16 protein-coding genes are annotated in these 16,759 nt (G+C 66.1%); 6 read left to right on the top strand and 10 right to left on the bottom strand.

The features are described 5' to 3' along the window. Positions 1-104 precede the first annotated feature (104 nt). The 10 genes from AWB68_RS27610 to cobA form a co-directional block, all read right to left on the bottom strand. Positions 105-2,903, bottom strand: a complete 2,799-nt coding sequence (locus AWB68_RS27610; RefSeq protein ID WP_087647523.1) for an Hsp70 family protein — start codon at positions 2,901-2,903, stop codon at positions 105-107. A gap of 36 nt (positions 2,904-2,939) precedes the next feature. Then, on the bottom strand, positions 2,940-4,778 hold the full coding sequence (locus tag AWB68_RS27605; RefSeq protein WP_087647522.1) for an Hsp70 family protein: 1,839 nt from the start codon (positions 4,776-4,778) through the stop codon (positions 2,940-2,942). Continuing rightward, positions 4,775-5,344, bottom strand: a complete 570-nt coding sequence (locus AWB68_RS27600; RefSeq protein ID WP_087647521.1) for a DUF2760 domain-containing protein — start codon at positions 5,342-5,344, stop codon at positions 4,775-4,777. The genes AWB68_RS27605 and AWB68_RS27600 overlap by 4 nt, the downstream gene beginning before the upstream one ends. 433 nt (positions 5,345-5,777) lie before the next feature. Continuing rightward, entirely contained in the window at positions 5,778-6,152 is a 375-nt protein-coding gene (locus AWB68_RS27595) for a type II toxin-antitoxin system death-on-curing family toxin (protein ID WP_087647520.1), read from the bottom strand. Beyond that, positions 6,149-6,331, bottom strand: coding sequence for a hypothetical protein (locus AWB68_RS27590; protein WP_087647519.1), 183 nt, complete (start codon positions 6,329-6,331; stop codon positions 6,149-6,151). The genes AWB68_RS27595 and AWB68_RS27590 overlap by 4 nt, the downstream gene beginning before the upstream one ends. A gap of 261 nt (positions 6,332-6,592) precedes the next feature. Continuing rightward, on the bottom strand, positions 6,593-7,078 hold the full coding sequence (locus AWB68_RS27585) for an adenosine-specific kinase (RefSeq protein ID WP_087647518.1): 486 nt from the start codon (positions 7,076-7,078) through the stop codon (positions 6,593-6,595). A gap of 61 nt (positions 7,079-7,139) precedes the next feature. Beyond that, a complete protein-coding gene (locus tag AWB68_RS27580) occupies positions 7,140-8,291 on the bottom strand; it encodes a CmpA/NrtA family ABC transporter substrate-binding protein (protein WP_087647539.1) in 1,152 nt (383 codons plus the stop codon). Between the two features lie 8 nt (positions 8,292-8,299). Continuing rightward, the gene (locus tag AWB68_RS27575) at positions 8,300-8,875 is read right to left on the bottom strand and encodes an ANTAR domain-containing response regulator (protein ID WP_087647517.1); all 576 of its coding nucleotides are present in this window, start codon (positions 8,873-8,875) and stop codon (positions 8,300-8,302) included. A 2-nt stretch (positions 8,876-8,877) separates the two neighbouring features. After that, positions 8,878-9,297: a hypothetical protein gene (locus tag AWB68_RS27570; RefSeq protein ID WP_087647516.1), complete on the bottom strand. Its 420-nt coding sequence runs from the start codon at positions 9,295-9,297 to the stop codon at positions 8,878-8,880. Next, entirely contained in the window at positions 9,287-10,057 is a 771-nt protein-coding gene (cobA, locus tag AWB68_RS27565; protein ID WP_087647515.1) for a uroporphyrinogen-III C-methyltransferase, read from the bottom strand. The genes AWB68_RS27570 and cobA overlap by 11 nt, the downstream gene beginning before the upstream one ends. A 662-nt stretch (positions 10,058-10,719) precedes the next feature. Here cobA and AWB68_RS27560 point away from each other — a divergent pair. The 6 genes from AWB68_RS27560 (at position 10,720) to AWB68_RS27540 (ending at position 16,600) form a co-directional block, all read left to right on the top strand. Next, a complete protein-coding gene (locus AWB68_RS27560; RefSeq protein ID WP_087647514.1) occupies positions 10,720-12,048 on the top strand; it encodes an MFS transporter in 1,329 nt (442 codons plus the stop codon). An 18-nt stretch (positions 12,049-12,066) separates the two neighbouring features. Next, a complete protein-coding gene (gene nirB, locus AWB68_RS27555; RefSeq protein ID WP_087647513.1) occupies positions 12,067-14,607 on the top strand; it encodes a nitrite reductase large subunit NirB in 2,541 nt (846 codons plus the stop codon). A 98-nt stretch (positions 14,608-14,705) separates the two neighbouring features. Then, positions 14,706-15,068: a nitrite reductase small subunit NirD gene (nirD, locus tag AWB68_RS27550; RefSeq protein WP_087647512.1), complete on the top strand. Its 363-nt coding sequence runs from the start codon at positions 14,706-14,708 to the stop codon at positions 15,066-15,068. 358 nt (positions 15,069-15,426) lie between these two features. After that, a complete protein-coding gene (locus AWB68_RS48365; protein WP_160110073.1) occupies positions 15,427-15,597 on the top strand; it encodes a hypothetical protein in 171 nt (56 codons plus the stop codon). Between the two features lie 183 nt (positions 15,598-15,780). Then, a complete protein-coding gene (locus AWB68_RS27545) occupies positions 15,781-16,128 on the top strand; it encodes a hypothetical protein (protein ID WP_087647511.1) in 348 nt (115 codons plus the stop codon). Positions 16,129-16,249: 121 nt separating this feature from the next. Next, on the top strand, positions 16,250-16,600 hold the full coding sequence (locus tag AWB68_RS27540; protein WP_200828807.1) for a hypothetical protein: 351 nt from the start codon (positions 16,250-16,252) through the stop codon (positions 16,598-16,600). Positions 16,601-16,759: the final 159 nt, after the last annotated feature.

Here is a 16,759-nt window from a genome sequence, read left to right as displayed (position 1 = left end):
GTGATCGCGTGATGCTTCGGCGCGACACCGCCGTCCAAACTCGCTTCTGACAGCGAAATATTTTGCCGGCGGAACGCGGGGACGTCCGGCCCGGCCGCACGCCTTCAGCCGAGCAGCTTCAGCCCGACCGGCAGCGACTCGCCGAACACGCGTCCTTCGTCCGCCTGATTGAGTTGCACCGCCTCGTTGACCATCTCGATCCAGCTTCGCGATGCGTTGGCCGCCGTGAGCCGCCGCACGACTTCGGCGCGAACGTCGAAGGGCAGGTCGCGCGAACGGTCGCCTGTCATCCGGGCGATCTGCACGGCGGCGAAGGCGGCCGGCTCGACCTTCTTCCAGTCGAGCGCGAGGATCGCATCGACCCAGACGGCCGCGATATCGGGCGGCACGACGCCGTGCGCGCTGCCGTAGAACGGCTGGCGCGCGCCGATACGGCCCACGGCCCACCAGCTCTGCGGATTCTCCGAGGGCTTCTTGAGCCGTGTCAGCAGCCACTGCCCGACCTCGATCTTGCGCTCGACCGGCACGCGTTCCAGCGATGCCGCGAGCCGCACCATGTCGTCGTAGGCGACTTTCATGGTCCCGGACGGCCGGTTGTAGCGCGACGTGCCGGGCGGTTGAAGATGGAACGCCATGTCGTCGAGCAGGAACACCTGCGCCGCTTCCGGGAGGCCGCCGGCCGCGCGCCGCCATAGCGTCCACCATTCCGACCAGACCTGGCTTTCGTTCATGTACTGGATGCCCTGCTCGTAGAACGCCCACAGTTGCTCGACGCGCCATTCGTCGAGCGGATAGCCGAAGCCCGGCCGCACGCAGTAGCCCGCGAAGTTGAACCACAGCCGCTCGTGGTCCGCCGAGCGCCTGCGCCGGCGCGCGCGCTCCGTGAAGGTCCCGAAGAGTTCGCGCAGGAGCACGCTGTCCCAGCTTTCGCGCGGGCCGAGGATCTGTTCGAGTTGCGCGCGCAGCCGCTTGACCTCTTTCGGGCCGACGTCCTGCGACTTCGCGCCGAAGGTGCGGTCGATCTGTTCGATGGCCTTCGGCAGCCCCGGATGCGACTTCGCCGCATCGGGATCGGCTTGCGGCTGCTCGCGGCGCAGCTGGAATTCGAGCAGCCACCGCTGTGCGGGATCGTCGGTGGCGATGCAGTGGACGTCGAGCGTGCCGACTTCGGTGAGCGTGGCCGTCAGGTGGACGGGCTTCTCGCGCGGACCGCTCGCGCCCTGTGGCGCGATGACGGTTGCGATCGGCGGCAGGCGCACGAAGTCGCCCGCCGCTCTGGACAGGTCGGCGAGTTCGCCCGCCTGATACGCGGTGTCCGCGACCGACGACGCCAGGTGAAAGCGCACCGGCGCCCCGAGCCGCAGCGCGAAGGTGCGGTCCTTCAGCGGGATCTCGTGGCCTTCTTCCGTGCCGCGCGGCAAGAGGCAGATGCCGCGTTCGTGCTGGCCGTCTTCGTCGAGCACGAGGAAGACGCTGCGCGGCGAACCGCCGCCGATGCGCGGCGCGTGTCCCGCCCGCGCGAGTGCATACGCGACCGCGCCGCGCGCGACGGCGACATCGGGATTGGCGTTGTGCAGCAGGTGCAGTGGCTCGCCGCGCCAGGTGCCGAGCGTCGCCGCGAGGCGCGCGGTCAGCGCTTCGGCGCGGAACACGCCGCCGTTGAGCAACAGCGTATCCGGCACAGGCAACGGCGCTTGCACGGATTCGCCGGATTCGCCGGATTCAGGCAGGGCCAGCGCCTGCCGCGACTGCGCCGCGTGCTGCGCGAGAAACGCCGCGATGTGCCGGGTGATCGCGGGATCGCTCGCATACGGCAGCCCGAACTCGACGATGCCGCCGCGCGCGCGCCCCGGCCGCTCGTTCGGCGAGACCGCCGGAAAGAACCCGTCGACGATGATCTGCTCGATTTCCTGTCGCGAGACCTGCGCCGACCGCGCCCCGCCGACGAGCTTCGACCCCGCGCCGAGCAGCGTGATCGACGTGGATTCGGGCGGGTCGGCGCCGAGCAGTTGCTCCTTGGCGGCGCGGCAACGCTCGACGAGCTGCGAGATCTGCCCGGCCGAGAGCCGCGCGTTCGCCGCCTGCCCGACGATCCGTCCTTCGACGAGATGCGCGAGCGCCAGGTCCATGTTGTCGCCGCCGAGCATCAGGTGGTTGCCCACGCCGATGCGCGTCAAGAGCGGCTCGCCATCCTGCATCTCCACTTTGATGAGCGTGAGGTCGGTCGTGCCGCCGCCCACGTCGCAGATGAGGACGAGGCGGGTCGCGCGAAGCTCGTCGTCGAGCGTTTCGCGATGGTGGAACAGCCAGTCGTAGAACGCGGCCTGCGGTTCTTCCAGCAGACGCAGCGCCGGCAGCTTCGCCATCCGGGCCGCTTCGAGCGTCAACGCGCGCGCGCCTTCGTCGAACGAGGCGGGCACGGTCAGCACGACGTCCTGCTTTTCGAGCGGTGCGTCGGGGAAGCGCTGGTTCCACGCAGCGCGCACGTGCGCGAGATAGCTTGCGCTCGCCGCGACCGGCGAGATCTTCTCGACATCGTCGCCCGCGCCCCAGGGCAGGATCGGCGCGACCCGATCCACCGAGCCGTGCGACAGCCAGCTTTTCGCGCTCGCGACGAGCCGGCCCGGCACCTGCGCGCCGAGCGTGCGGGCGAGCCGGCCGATCACGACCGGTTGCTTTGCGTCGAGATCGGCGTTCGCCCAAGGCAATTGCAGATCGCCCGCGTCGAGTTCGCCCGGCGCCGCGTGATAGCGCAACGACGGCAACAGCGGCCGCGCCGCGACCTCTCCCGGGCTCACGAGCTGATCGACATCGAAGACGCGGATCTCCACGGACCCCGCCTCGACATACGCGACGACCGTGTTGCTCGTGCCCAGATCGATGCCGACCGTATAGCGCTTCATCGCCGCTCTATCGTCACTCAACGTGCTCGCGGACGGCTATCCACCCACGCCGCCGCGCACGTCGAACTCGACTTTCCAGCGCTCGCTGCTGCCGCGCGGGATGGCTTCGAGCTCAAGCGTGCCGGCCTCGGTGATGCGCGCATGCAGCTTCACCGGCACGACTTCGCCCGGCGTGCGGCCTTCGGTCGGCAGGGTCGCCTCGATCTCGTCGAGTTCCTGCAATTCGTCGGGCTGCCAGTAATCGAGCATCGTGCCGACCTGATCCTGGCGCCGCACCGACGACCCGAAGAACCGGAAACGCACCGGCTCCCCGACGACGAGGCCGAACTCCTGCGCCGGCAACTCGGCGTCGGTGCCTTCCTCCATGCCGAACGGCGCGACGCACAGCGCCTGCACCGGCGGTTCGAGCCCGGGCACGGCGGGCATCGCCGATTCGACCGCGACGTAATACGCCTGCGCCGTGCCGCCGCGAATCCGCACACCCTTGCCGCGCCGTACGTAGCCGTAGTAAGCGGCGCCGCGCGCGACCGCGAGATCGAGGTCCGCGCCTTCGAGCAGGCGCGCGGGCGCCGCGCCTTCCGTCGCGAGCCAGCCGTTGAGGGTCTGGAGAATCCGCTCGACGAGCAACGGCGACTTGAACACACCGCCGTTGAAGAGCACCGCGGTCGGATGCAGGAAGCTCGCGTTTTGGTTTTGCATGCCGCCGAGTTCGGCGAGTGCCGCGACCTGCCGGCCGAGGAACGCCGCCAGATGACGCGTCACCGCCGCGTCCTGCGCGTAGGGCAGCCCAAGCTGCGTGAGGCCGACGCGCGCGCGGCTCACCGGACGCGCCGCCGCCTCGACCTGCGGGAAGAAGCCGTCGAGGATCGTCTGCGTGAGTTCGGCGCGCGTGAGTTCCGTGCGGATCGAGCCGCCGATCAGCTTCGAGCCGCGGCTCGGCACGACGAGCGGCACCGCGTCCTGCGCGGGATCGGTGAGAAGCGCTTCCTTGGCCGACCGGCACGCGTAGGTGAGCGCGCGCAGTTGCCACGGATCGGGCTGCGTGCCTTGGGATGCGAGCTTGCGCGCGACGACGTGAGCCAGCGCGAGATCCATGTTGTCGCCGCCGAGCAGGATGTGCTCGCCGACCGCCACGCGATGCAGTTCGAGATTGCCTTCGCGCTCGACGACCGCGATCAGCGAGAAGTCGCTGGTGCCGCCGCCGACATCGACGACGAGGATCACGTCGCCGACGCGCACCTGCTTGCGCCACACGCCGCTGCTCTTCTGAATCCAGCTATAGAGCGCGGCCTGCGGTTCTTCGAGCAGCGTCATGCGGGAATAGCCGGCGGCATCGGCGGCTTCGGCCGTCAGTTCGCGCGCGGCCGGATCGAACGATGCGGGGATCGTGACGGTGATCTCCTGCTCGGCGAACGGCGCGTCGGGATGCGCGTGGTCCCATGCCTCGCGCAGATGCGTGAGATAGCGCACGGACGATTCCAGCGGCGAGACGCGTTCGACTTCCTCGGGTGCATCGTTGGGCAGGATCGCCGCGCGGCGGTCGACGCCCGGATGGCACAGCCAGCTTTTCGCGCTCGACACGAGCCGGATCGGCGTGCCCGCGCCCCGGGTGCGCGCCAGTTCGCCGACCGCGAAGCCGCGCTCGGCGGTCCACGGCAGGTTCAGGTCGCCGGGCGTGAGTTCATTCGGATGCGGCAGGTAGAGGAACGACGGCAGCAGGTCGAGTTCCTCGGTGGCGCCGGGCGCCGTGAGTTGCGCGACCGGCAGGACGCCCTGCACGGTCTTGTCGCCGTCGCTCGCGGCGAGGTCGACGTAGGAGAGTGCGCAATGCGTCGTCCCCAGGTCGACGCCGATCGAATAGCGCGGATCGCTCATAGTTCCACCTCGGCGGGCGCGACGACGCGCGCATCATGACTTTCGGCGAGCTTCGGCAGGCGCACCTCGGCGACTTTCCAGCCGCGATGGCTGATGCTGCCGTTGAACGGCGGCTTGCCGACGACATTGCCGGTCAGGCGGATCGCGGTCGCGTCGAAGCCGTCGGGCAGCGTGATGCGGCTGCCTTCGGCTTCGTCGCGCACCGGACGGATCGTGAAATGCTCGCGCAACACGGCGCGGCAGCCATCGTGCACGAGCCGTGCGGCAGCGCCGATATCGGCGTCGGTGTAGCTGGCGATGTCTTCCTCGATGAAATCGATCAGGCGCGCGTCGCGCTGGAGCAGGCCGAGAAGCTGGAGCGCGGCCTCGGGGCTCGCTTCCTTCAGTGTCGGTGCGACGGGCGCGGGGCGCGCGGGGGCGGGGGCGGGAGCAGGCGCAGCGGCCGCTTGCGGCGCATCGCGCAGGCGCTTCACCCGGCCGGCGAACTCGGCGTTGCCGAGAACGCTGAAAAACGTGCCGAAAGCTATCGACATCCTGCCGAAAAATGACGGGTTCAAGTCGGTCATGACATGCTCCTGATGGCCGTTACCCGAGGACGACCTTTCCTCAGGCGACGCTGAACAGATGGTGTGCTGCCGGTGATGCCGGGATGCCTGGCGTTGAGGCGCGCCACGGTGCCGGCGCGGCTGCGTGCTGGTCCGTCGCGGGTTTCGACGCTGGCCCGGCTTGCTTGCGGTTTGCCTGCGGCCGGCTTGTGCGCCTCGCGCACGCGGGGCGCGTCCGGCGCCTGTCTCGCCGCGCGGCGGGTGGTTCGGTCAATGCTCTTGCCGTTTATACAGCATCCGTATTTATTTCGTGACCGCGCGGACAAAAAACGGGGGCACAGGCTCCCGGCCAGACCGGGGCCCACATTCTCGCCAATATTGAGATCAAGTCAAGGTGGTTGTTTGGGCGGGGCGGGCCCACGACCGGAAATGAAGAGCCCCGCGCGGGGCGGGGCTACGAAATAGGTTCAGCAAGCGTTGAAAAGATATTGGCGACATCGAGATAGCTGAGCTGGCCTTTGGCGACATCAACCATGATCTCTTCAAGAGCGGGCGTTCTCTTGATCAAGAAGCCCTCCAAGAACAGATATGTCAGCGCCGAAACGAGCGCGGTGCGCTTGTTTGCGTCCGAAAATGTGTGACCGCGTGCAATGGCTTCCGCATACATGCCGGCGATTTCAAACACATCATCAAGACCTTGGTAGTGCCTTCTTGCCTCGATTCTGCCGAGCGCACCTTCGAGTGCCCCAACGTTGACTCCCTGGATACCAGGTTCATGCTCCAGTATGAAATCGTGGATTAGCACGACCAGGCCCGGATCAAGCGTCATCGATTAGCCAGCGCCTGGATGACGTCGTGATGCTGTTCGTATACCCGTTCGACAGCTCGCAATACTGCTCTGCGTCCATCCTCGGTGGTCGTAGTCACCGTCACCGTCGGCTCTTGCGTCCGTACTCGTGCTTTAACTTCGATTCCGTGGATGTTCCCCGTCTTGCCTTCGGTGATCATATGGGTCTCCGTACTGTTGATGCCTGAAAACAGGATGCTTCGAGGGAATTCTACACAAAAAGTTTAGTTTCCTGAGTCTCGGAAAGCTCATGGTTATCTTGAGACGTGGGCGGGTTCGTCATTCTCGGGGCGGCGTCAGCGCACGACGAATGGATCGAACGATGTCGTCGGGGAGGCGCGATGACGGGCAGCATATCCGCCGATGCAGTGCGGACCCGAACGGGGGTGGCGCATCTGCCGAACTATCGCGGCCCTCACCCCTCACGCCTTGTACCCGATCTTGCGCAGCAGGTCATGACGCCACTTCACGTCCTCGGCGGTTTCGACACCCAACGGCGGCAAGCCGTCGACGACGCCCACGATCCCGCGCCCCTGGTCGGTCTGCGCAATCAGCACCTGCGTTGGATTCGCGGTTGCGCAGAAGATGCGGCACACCTCCGGCACGGCCTTGACCGTGTTCAGCACATTGACCGGAAAGAAGCCGTCACCGAGGACGATGATGAAGCTGTGGCCCGCCCCGATCGCCATCGCGTTCTTCTCGGCGAGCGCCTGTGCGGCGGCATCGGTGCCCGACGAGCGCACGAGGCGCTTGCCCGACGCCTCGCAGAACGCGAGTCCGAAACGAATGCCCGGCACCGCGCCGACGAGCGCCTCGTGCAGGTCCTCGACGGTCTTGATGAAGTGCGACTGCCCGAGAATGAAATTGGTGTCCTCGGGCTTGTCGATGTTGACGGCGAGCAGTTCCATGCGAGCCTCCGCGATTGGGTCGACCTGACGCCTGAATAGTAGGTCTTTTGCTCAGGCTTGTTCAGGCGCGCACGTCGAATCCGGCGAGATAAGCGCCGGGCGCGCTGCCGTCCCACGCGCGGCCGTCGCAGAGAATCGCGGATCGATGCTCGTTCGGCAGCGGCACCCCGGCGAGTGCCGCCGCCTCGCGATACAGATTCGTCTGGCTGATCGCGGCGGCGATCGCGGCGTCGTCGGAGGCGGCGCCTTCGAGCATGCCCCAGCGACGGTATTGCGTAAGGAACCACAGCCCGTCGGAGGCGCGCGGGTAGTTGACCGTGCCGCCGTCGAAGAACCTGACGGGCAACGCGTCCGGAAAGCGCGCTGCATCGTAGACGCCGGTCAGGCGCGGCTCGATCAATTCTCGCGGCACGTTGAGCAGCCCGGGCGCGGCGAGCTGCGCCGCGATCTCCCCAAGATGTCCGGGATCGTCAAGCCAGCGGCACGCTTCGAGCAGCGTCTGGACCAGCGCGCGCGACGTGTTCGGATACAGCGAGACGAAATCGCGCCGGCTCGCGAGCACCTTTTCCGGGTGATCCGGCCAGATGCCGCTCGTGAGCGCGACGGTCCGGCCCGCGCGGCGCGCTTCGGCCAGTGCATGCCACGGTTCGCCGCAGCAGAAGCCGTCGAGCTGGTCTTCGGCGAGGGCATCGACCATGCGCGGCGGCGGAATCACGACGCTCTCGATGTCGCGCAACGGATGCACGCCCTCTGCCGCGAGCCAGTAATAGAGCCACATCGCATGGGTGCCGGTCGGGAAGGTCTGCGCGAGCACGGGCGCGCGTCCAAGCGACGCGAACGCGTCCTTCAGGCTGCCGGTGGCGCGCCACGCATCGGCGAGCGCGTTCGACAGCGTGATCGCGCCGCCGTTGCGGTTGAGGACCATCAGCACGGCCATGTCGGCCTGCGGGCCGCCGATGCCCGACTGCACGCCGTACACGAGCCCGTAGAGCGCGTGCGCGGCATCGATTTCGCCGGAAAGCAGCTTGTCGCGCACGGCCGCCCACGATGGCTGGCGGCACAATTCGAGCGTGATGCCGTGGCGCCGTCCCAGGTCGAAGAGACGCGCAACGGCGAGCGGCGCGACATCCGAGAGCGCGACGAAGCCGAGCCGGATAGGCGTCTTCTCCGGCGGACCGAAGGCTTCAGGCGTCAATGGGTCGGTGGTATTCATCGTGCGGTTCATCCCAGTAGATCGGCCATCGACACGAGTTGCCGCGCGACCTCGGCCACTTTCATGCCGTGGTCCATCGCGCGCTTGCGCAACAGCGCATAGGCCTCCTGCTCCGTCATCTTGCGACGGTCCATCAGGAGACGCTTGGCGCGGTCGATCGTCTTGCGTTCGGCGAGTTCGCTTTCCACTTGCGCGAGCCGCTGCCGCAACTGCTCCTCGTGCGCGAAGCGCGCGAGCGCGACTTCGAGGATCGGCGCGAGGCGCTCGGCCGCGAGTCCTTCGACCAGATACGCCGTCACGCCCGCGCCGACCGCCGCGCGAATCAACTGCTGGTCGGCGTCGCTACTGAACATCAGCACCGGGCGCGGCGCCGCCTTGTTCATCACCGCGAGATGTTCGAGGGTGTCGCGCGAGGGCGATTCGGTATCGATGATGACGACGTCCGGCCGCTCGCGTTCGACGACTTTCGGCAGCGCGGCGGGCGTCGCCGCTTCGGGCAGCATCTCGTAGCCGAGCCGCGCGAGCGCCTGGCGCAGATCGCCGATCGGCTTGTCCGTGTCGGAGACGAGGAGCACACGAAGCATGGCTAGAGGCGGAAAGAGTTGATGCGGGGAAGGGAGCCGGCGCGGCGCTGAGGCGTGCGCTTCTGATTCCAGTATATCGGCGTGCGGCGCGGGGATCGTGGGTCTTCGCGATGGCGGCGTGCGGGTCCGGAACGCATGACGGCGTCGCGCGCATGCAGGCACAGGCAGCGCGGACGATGCGCAAACGCTAGCGCGGGTTCGAAGCGCACGGTGGCGTCGCAGCGTGCACGGATCTGCGAATGCATGAACACGCTGTGCGAACGACGCGCGAACGCGAACACGGGTCCGAAGCGCATGGCGCCATCGCGCGCACGAACACCCTCGTTCATGCGTTGACTGCGCGAACGACGCTCGATGCGCGCCTGGGTCCACTCGCCACGCATGCGCGTCTCGATGACGATGCCGCCCGCGTCAGGCCGCATGCGCCAGGCCTTCGCTAGCTGCGCGACCGAAACCGCGCACCGTGAACGCCTCCGCCTCGCCAATCGCATTGCCGACGAGAATCACCGCCGGGCTGCCTAGCCCCGCCGCATTCGCCTCGTCGGCGAGCCGCCCGAGCGTCGTGACGAGGCGCCGCTCGTCGGCCGTGCCCGCCCATTGCACGACGGCCGCCGCAGTCGACGCGGGCAGCGTCGTCATCAGCCCCGCGCAAATGCTTTCGATGCGGCTCATGCCCATATAGATAGCGAGCGTCGTGCCGGTTGCGGCGAGCGCGGCCCAGTCGGGCTCGCCATGATCCTGCAGATGCGCCGTGATGAAGGTCACGCCCTGGCAATGCTCGCGGTGCGTCAGCGAGACGCCGAGACTCGCCGCCGCCGCGAACCCCGACGAGATGCCGTTGACGATCTCGACAGGTATCGCCGCGCGCCTGAGCGCCGCGAGTTCCTCGCCAGCGCGCCCGAAGAGCAGCGCGTCGCCGCCCTTCACGCGCACCACATGCAGGCCCTTCGATGCGTAACGCTGCATCAGGCGCTGGATGAACGCTTGCGGCGTCGACTTGCAGCCGCCGCGCTTGCCCACGCGAATCACGCGCGCACGCGGCGCGAGCGACACGATGCCGGGATTGGCGAGATCGTCGAGGAGCACGACGTCGGCGGCGGCGAGCGCCTTCGCGGCCCTGATCGTGAGCAGGTCGAGGTCGCCTGGACCTGCGCTGAGCAATGTGACCTTGCCGGTGTTCATCGTGATGTCCTTTCTAAGCCGTGAGTGCTTATAAACAAAAACGGCGCCCGCTCGCGTGTTTGCACGAGGGGACGCCGTTGTCCTGAGTTCGCCCGCTTCCAGCGACTCATGGAGATGCACTGGAAGAAGCGTGTGATCGTTGCTTGCCGACGCCGTTGCCGGGAGCTTTGAGCTTCAGGCAATAAGCAGGCCAGTTGCAGGTAACGCGCCGGGAGCCTTTTCCGTCGGGCACTTGGTGCCGCGCGACGCGCGATCCCGCCGCACTGCGCCTGTGCGGAGGAGTCCCGCGCTGCACAGCTTCGATGCGAGGCGCCTGATTCGCGGGAAAGCACCAGCACGATGCACTGCATCGATGCCCATGTCCCTCGCACGCCTTCAGTGCTGCGTCGCACCATCCATGTGCCGTTGCGCCTCACGATGAATCCGGCTGCGAACCTACGCAAACCCGCCGATTCGCCGCAAAGCCCCATGGAACAACGATTGTCGGCCCGATGGCATGGCCCTTGCCTTATGTCGTGCCATCGGATCAACGGCGATCCGCTGACATACGCAACAGGCGCAACAGCGCGCAGCCCCCTTCACCAAAGCTTTTGGACAATGGCGTCCCCCGAGCAGATCGACGATCTGTTTCGCGGGACGCCTTTTCTTTTTCTGGAAAGAAAATGGCAAACAAGGCAACCCGAATCGATCTCTTCAGCCTGCGCACGCCGCCGATGCGAGCCTTCCACCTCACGTGGATGGCGTTTTTCGTCTGCTTCTTCGCGTGGTTCGCCTGCGCGCCGCTGATGCCGCTCATCAAGAAGGAGTTCGGCCTCTCCGTCGATCAGGTCGCGAACATCAACATCGCCGCCGTCGCGGTGACGATCCTCGTGCGACTCGTGGTCGGCCCGATGTGCGACCGCTTCGGTCCGCGCAAGGTCTACTCCGGCCTCTTGCTGGCCGGCGCGCTTCCGGTGCTCGGCGCCGCGCTCTCGACCGGCTACGAGAGCTTCCTCTGGTGCCGGCTCGCGATCGGCGCGATCGGCGCGAGCTTCGTGATCACGCAGTACCACACCTCGGTGATGTTCGCGCCGAACGTCGTCGGCACGGCGAACGCGACGACCGCCGGCTGGGGCAACGCGGGCGCGGGCGCGTCTCAGGCGCTGGTGCCGCTCCTGGTGGCGGCCGCGATCGCGATCGGCGCGGGCGAGCACACGGCGTGGCGCATCGCGCTCGTCGTGCCGGGCATCGCGATGCCGGTCATGGCCTTCCTCTACTGGCGCTATACGCAGGACTGCCCGCAAGGCGACTTCTCGGACTTGCGCGCACGCGGCATCGCCATCGACGGCGGCAAGAAAGGCGGCTGGGCGAGCTTCCGCGCGGCCTGTGTGAACTATCGCGTGTGGATGCTGTTCGTGACGTATGCCGCGTGCTTCGGCGTCGAAGTGTTCATCCACAACATCGCGGCGATCTACTACGTCGATCACTTCCAGCTTTCGCTTAAAAGCGCGGGGCTCGCCGCCGGCAGCTTCGGCCTGCTCGCGCTGTTCGCCCGCGCGCTCGGCGGCTGGCTCTCCGACAAGGTCGCGGCGAAGCGCGGGCTCGATGTCCGCTCGACGCTTCTCTTTGCGCTGATCGCCGGCGAAGGCATCGGCCTCTTCTGGTTCGCGCATGCGGACGGCGTGGCGCTGGCCGTCGTCGCGATGCTCGTGTTCGGCCTCTTCACGCACATGGCGTGCGGCGCGACCTACGCGCTCGTGCCGTTCATCGACCGCAAGGCGCTCGGCGGCGTGGCCGGGGTGATCGGCGCGGGTGGCAACGTCGGCGCGGTCGCGGCGGGCTTCCTGATGAAGGGCGTCGGCAACGTGCAGCAGACGCTTTCGATGCTCGGCATGCTCGTGGCGGTCTCGGCGCTGTGCGCGCTCGCGGTGCGCTTCAGCCCCGAGCACAAGGCACGCGAAGCCGCGCTGCGCGAGAGCGCGCTTTCGGTCAACAACGGCGTAGCGAACTAGGACTTGGAGGATACCGTCATGAAAATCATCGTCATCGGCCACGGAATGGTCGGCCACAAGTTCCTCGAAAGCCTTGCCGAATCGCAAGCAGACCACCTCGACATCACCGTGCTCTGCGAGGAGCCGCGTCCGGCCTACGATCGCGTGCATCTCTCGGAATTTTTCGCGGGCAAGACGGCGGAAGACCTGTCGCTCGTCGCGCCCGGCTTCTTCGAGCGCGAGAACTTCGTGCTGAAGCTGAATGCGAAGGCCGTATCGATCGATCGCGCCGCGCGCACCGTAACAGTCTCGACCGGCGAGACGCTCGACTACGACAAGCTCGTGCTCGCGACCGGCTCCTATCCGTTCGTGCCGCCGCTCGCTGGCAGCGATCGCGCCGATTGCTTCGTGTACCGCACGATCGAAGACCTCGAAGCGATGCGCGAATGCGGCGCGCGCTCGAAGACGGGCACAGTGATCGGCGGCGGCTTGCTCGGCCTCGAATGCGCGAAGGCGCTGCGCGACATGGGGCTTGAAACGCACGTCGTCGAGTTTGCGCCGCGCCTGATGGCGGTGCAGGTCGACGAAGGCGGCGGCCGGGTGCTCAGGAGCAAGATTGAGGAACTGGGCGTCAAGGTCCATACGCAGCGCAGCACGCAGGCCATCGTCGCGGGCGAGACCGCCACCAACCGCATGCAGTTCGCCGACGGCACGCATCTCGACACCGACATGATCGTGTTCTCGGCGGGCATCCGTCCGCGCGACGAGATCGCGCGCGCGGCGGGGCTGGAAGTCGGTCCGCGCGGCGGCATCGTGATCGACGATGCGTGCCGCACGAGCGACGCCGACATCTACGCGATCGGCGAATGCGCGCTCTGGAAGGGCCAGGTGTTCGGCCTCGTTGCACCGGGCTACGACATGGCGCGCGTGACGGCGAAGCAGCTGCTGGGTGAAGCGTCCGAATTCGGCGGCGCGGACATGAGCACGAAGCTCAAGCTGATGGGCGTGGACGTGGCGAGCATCGGCGATGCGCACGGCAAGACGCCGGGCAGCCGTTCGTATCAGTTCAGCGACGAGCGCAAGCAGGTGTACAAGAAGCTCGTCGTCTCCGATTGCGGCAAGTTCCTGCTGGGCGGCGTGATGGTCGGCGATGCGAGCGAATACGGCACGCTCCTGCAGATGATGCTGAACCGCATCGAGTTGCCCGAAGCGCCGGAGTTCCTGATCCTGCCGCAGTCCGACGGCCAGGCGAAGCCCGCGCTCGGCGTCGAGGCACTGCCTGCCGCCGCGCAGATCTGCTCGTGCAACAACGTCACGAAGGCGCAGATCTGCGAGGCGGTGTGCGCGGGTGCGACGAGCATCGGCGCGATGAAGGCCGCCTGCAAGGCCGGCGCTTCGTGCGGCGGCTGCGTGCCACTCGTCACGCAGGTGATGAAGTCGGAGATGAAGCGCCAGGGCCTGAGTGTGAACAACCACGTTTGCGAGCACTTCCCGTATTCGCGCCAGGAGCTTTATCACATCGTTCGAGTCGAGGGCGTGAAGAGCTTTGGCGTATTGCTCGCGAAGCATGGACGAGGTCACGGCTGCGATATCTGCAAGCCGGTGGTGGCGAGCATTCTCGCTTCATGCTGGAACGAGTTCGTGCTGAAGAAGGAGCACGCGAGCCTGCAGGATTCGAATGACTACTACCTCGCGAACATTCAACGCGATGGCACTTACTCGGTCGTGCCGCGCATGCCGGGCGGCGAAGTGACGCCCGAAGGATTGATCGCGGTCGGTCAGGTCGCGAAGAAGTATGGTCTCTATACGAAGATCACCGGGGGCCAGCGCGTGGACCTGTTCGGCGCGCGGGTCGAGCAGTTGCCGCTGATCTGGGAAGAGCTGATTGCGGCTGGTTTCGAGTCGGGGCATGCGTATGGAAAGTCGCTGCGCACGGTGAAGTCGTGCGTCGGGTCGACGTGGTGCCGCTATGGCGTCGGCGATTCGGTGGGGCTCGCGATCGAGGTCGAGAATCGCTACAAGGGCTTGCGGGCACCGCACAAGATCAAGTTCGGCGTCTCGGGGTGTACGCGGGAGTGCGCGGAAGCGCAGGGCAAGGATATTGGCATCATCGCGACGGAGAAGGGCTGGAATCTGTACGTATGCGGTAATGGCGGCATGAAGCCGCGTCATGCGGAACTGCTCGCGTCGGATCTCGACAAGGCGACGCTGATTCGTTATATCGACCGGTTCTTGATGTTTTATATCCGCACCGCTGATCGGTTGCAACGGACTAGCGTGTGGCGTGACAACCTCGAAGGCGGGTTGGACTATCTGATCGACGTCGTTGTGAAGGACAAGCTTGGGCTTTCCGGTGAGCTGGAAGCGGAGATGCAGCTTGTCGTCGATACGTACGAGTGCGAGTGGAAGAAGGCTGTCACTGACCCCGAGACGCGCAAGCGCTTTCGCCATTTCGTCAATAGCGATGTGGGGGATGCCAATGTGACCTTCGTCGAGGAGCGTGGACAGATTCGTCCGGCGACATTGGCGGAGCGGCGGGCCGCGCAGTTTCCTGTGCCGGTGGTTGCGGAGGCGGTTTGATTATTGGACATCGATGGTCGCTGCCGCCGGGATGCAAACACATTCACCCAAACGCCAGCGACTTCGATCCCCTACTAACGTTAAAGGAAGAACCGACCATGAATGGTGAACGACTCGAACAATGCTGGACGCCAGTCTGCGATCTCAACGACATCGTGCCCGATACGGGCGTCTGTGCCCTCATCAACGGCGCGCAAGTCGCGATATTCCACGTCGCCGACGGCAAGAGCAACAACACCAACGCCAGCGTCTTCGCCCTCGATAATTTCGATCCCAACTCGCAGGCGTCCGTCCTCTCCCGCGGACTGATCGGAAGCCTGGGCGAGCGCGTCGTCGTGGCCTCGCCGATCTACAAGCATCACTTCGACTTGCGTACCGGCGAGTGCCTCGAAATGCCCGAGCATTCGGTCACGGCATACCCCGCACGCATCGCGGCTGGCAAGGTGTGGGTCGCCGCATGAAGATCGCCTCCTTGCGCGCTTGAGCACGATCCGAACGCGCCAGAACAACATCGCCAGAATTCGCCCGGACAAACGCGCCGGGCGTCGTCGGCTTGCTTCCAATACGGTCGCAGGCGGCCAGAGATCCCCTCCACCCGCCTCCAAAGCCCCAGCCCGCGGGGCGTTCGGGTCATGCCCCGATTCAATGAGCGCTTACGAACACTCTTTTCACACCGGGAAATCTGATGTGATGATTAGTGTTGGATGTCTAACGCTTCTCGCCCGACGTTTTCCGTACAGTCACTCCAAACGTAGGACCAAGTGTAAGAAAAAACAAACCTACTTGAAAGCATCGAGATACGATGCTACGGGGATTGTGATGAAGAACGTACAAGAAAACACGAGCACCGCTGGCCTGGCCGCCATGCGCGTTCACTCGACAGCAGAACACTTCGACTCGACCGATGGCGCATCGATCATCGATGCACGGCGACTCCACGTTGCCGTCACCGTCACGCCCGAACCAGATCGATTCCCCGCGCGTCCCTGACGCGTATCGCGTCTGAAGCAGCGCGGTCGCATCGCCCCGAGCATCGTTGAAGACAACGTAACGCTCCGTGCGCAGGCGCGCACCCGCCAAGCTTTGACGTGATTCAGAACGCTTCTCGCTGTACCTGCTACATGTCGGCGTCGATGTAGCTGGATAACCGTGCGCCATCAACGGAGACACACCATGAAACGCAATCTGATCGCAGCAGCCATTCTCTCCCTCGCTTCGGTCGCGGCATTCGCCACCGGCACGAGCTCCAGCTCGAGCTCGACCTCGGGCGGCACGACGTCCGCTGGCGTCGTCGGCTTCGGCCACTTCACGGCGACCGATGCCGGCGCCGCCAACGGCCACGCCACGGCCACCGCCGGCTCGGGCTTCGGCAGCACCGGCAACACGACCAACGCGACGACGGGCCATATCAACACGACCAAGGTTGGCGGCTCGGGCTTCGGCGGCGCGACCGCAGGCGGCACGTCGGGCGCCGATGCGGCAGCCAACGCATGGAGCAAGCTCGGCGGCGGCTGGCGCTAAGCCGAGAGGCTGCGGGTCCTGGCCACGTGACCGTGAGTGCCATGAGCCAGTGGGGAGGATGAAGGTGGATGTCGTCATAAAACAGAGAGACAATTTTTCAATTCAATAAGGAATGCAAATCATGAAACGCACGATGATCGCCGCTGCACTGTTCTCGCTCTTCTCGGCCGCGGCTGTTGCCGGCGCGGGAACGACTTCCAGCTCGACCGCTTCGTCGGGTGGCCAGACTTCCGCCTCCGTGTCGGGCTTCGGTTCGTTCAAGGCGACCGACTACGGCATGTCGAACGCGAACGCGCAAGCGCTCGCCGGCAATGGCTTCCGCGTGACCGGCAACGGCACGAACGCGACGACGAGCCACATCAATACGTCGAGCGCGGGGGGTGTCGGTCACGGCACGGCGTCGGCAGCCGGCGGCTCGGGCGCGGATGCTGCCGCCAACGCATGGAGCAAGCTGGGCGGCGGCTGGCGTTAAGCGGCTCCCCAGCCGATGTCTGGAGGCGGTGCCCGGTTTGATGACGGGGACAACGGACGACCCGGCGCCGCCTCACCAATGATCGATAAAAACTCTAAGCCGTTCCAAGGGACCGCTTCAACGTGGCGTTCCCCTTTCTTTTCCGGAGAACTACAATGA

This window comes from Caballeronia choica (assembly GCF_001544535.1).
In the GTDB taxonomy this organism is placed as follows: domain Bacteria; phylum Pseudomonadota; class Gammaproteobacteria; order Burkholderiales; family Burkholderiaceae; genus Caballeronia; species Caballeronia choica.
Note: the sequence above shows the minus strand (reverse complement) of the source record. Positions and strands in the feature narration are given on the sequence as shown.

What these genes read in the sequence shown, in the direction of transcription:
- AWB68_RS27610 (WP_087647523.1), bottom strand. Translation starts at nt 2,903, where the DNA reads ATGAAGCGCTATACGGTCGGCATCGATCTGGGCACGAGCAACACGGTC.
- AWB68_RS27605 (WP_087647522.1), bottom strand. Translation starts at nt 4,778, where the DNA reads ATGAGCGATCCGCGCTATTCGATCGGCGTCGACCTGGGGACGACGCAT.
- AWB68_RS27600 (WP_087647521.1), bottom strand. Translation starts at nt 5,344, where the DNA reads ATGACCGACTTGAACCCGTCATTTTTCGGCAGGATGTCGATAGCTTTC.
- AWB68_RS27595 (WP_087647520.1), bottom strand. Translation starts at nt 6,152, where the DNA reads ATGACGCTTGATCCGGGCCTGGTCGTGCTAATCCACGATTTCATACTG.
- AWB68_RS27590 (WP_087647519.1), bottom strand. Translation starts at nt 6,331, where the DNA reads ATGATCACCGAAGGCAAGACGGGGAACATCCACGGAATCGAAGTTAAA.
- AWB68_RS27585 (WP_087647518.1), bottom strand. Translation starts at nt 7,078, where the DNA reads ATGGAACTGCTCGCCGTCAACATCGACAAGCCCGAGGACACCAATTTC.
- AWB68_RS27580 (WP_087647539.1), bottom strand. Translation starts at nt 8,291, where the DNA reads ATGAATACCACCGACCCATTGACGCCTGAAGCCTTCGGTCCGCCGGAG.
- AWB68_RS27575 (WP_087647517.1), bottom strand. Translation starts at nt 8,875, where the DNA reads ATGCTTCGTGTGCTCCTCGTCTCCGACACGGACAAGCCGATCGGCGAT.
- AWB68_RS27570 (WP_087647516.1), bottom strand. Translation starts at nt 9,297, where the DNA reads ATGCGGCCTGACGCGGGCGGCATCGTCATCGAGACGCGCATGCGTGGC.
- cobA (WP_087647515.1), bottom strand. Translation starts at nt 10,057, where the DNA reads ATGAACACCGGCAAGGTCACATTGCTCAGCGCAGGTCCAGGCGACCTC.
- AWB68_RS27560 (WP_087647514.1), top strand. Translation starts at nt 10,720, where the DNA reads ATGGCAAACAAGGCAACCCGAATCGATCTCTTCAGCCTGCGCACGCCG.
- nirB (WP_087647513.1), top strand. Translation starts at nt 12,067, where the DNA reads ATGAAAATCATCGTCATCGGCCACGGAATGGTCGGCCACAAGTTCCTC.
- nirD (WP_087647512.1), top strand. Translation starts at nt 14,706, where the DNA reads ATGAATGGTGAACGACTCGAACAATGCTGGACGCCAGTCTGCGATCTC.
- AWB68_RS48365 (WP_160110073.1), top strand. Translation starts at nt 15,427, where the DNA reads ATGAAGAACGTACAAGAAAACACGAGCACCGCTGGCCTGGCCGCCATG.
- AWB68_RS27545 (WP_087647511.1), top strand. Translation starts at nt 15,781, where the DNA reads ATGAAACGCAATCTGATCGCAGCAGCCATTCTCTCCCTCGCTTCGGTC.
- AWB68_RS27540 (WP_200828807.1), top strand. Translation starts at nt 16,250, where the DNA reads ATGAAACGCACGATGATCGCCGCTGCACTGTTCTCGCTCTTCTCGGCC.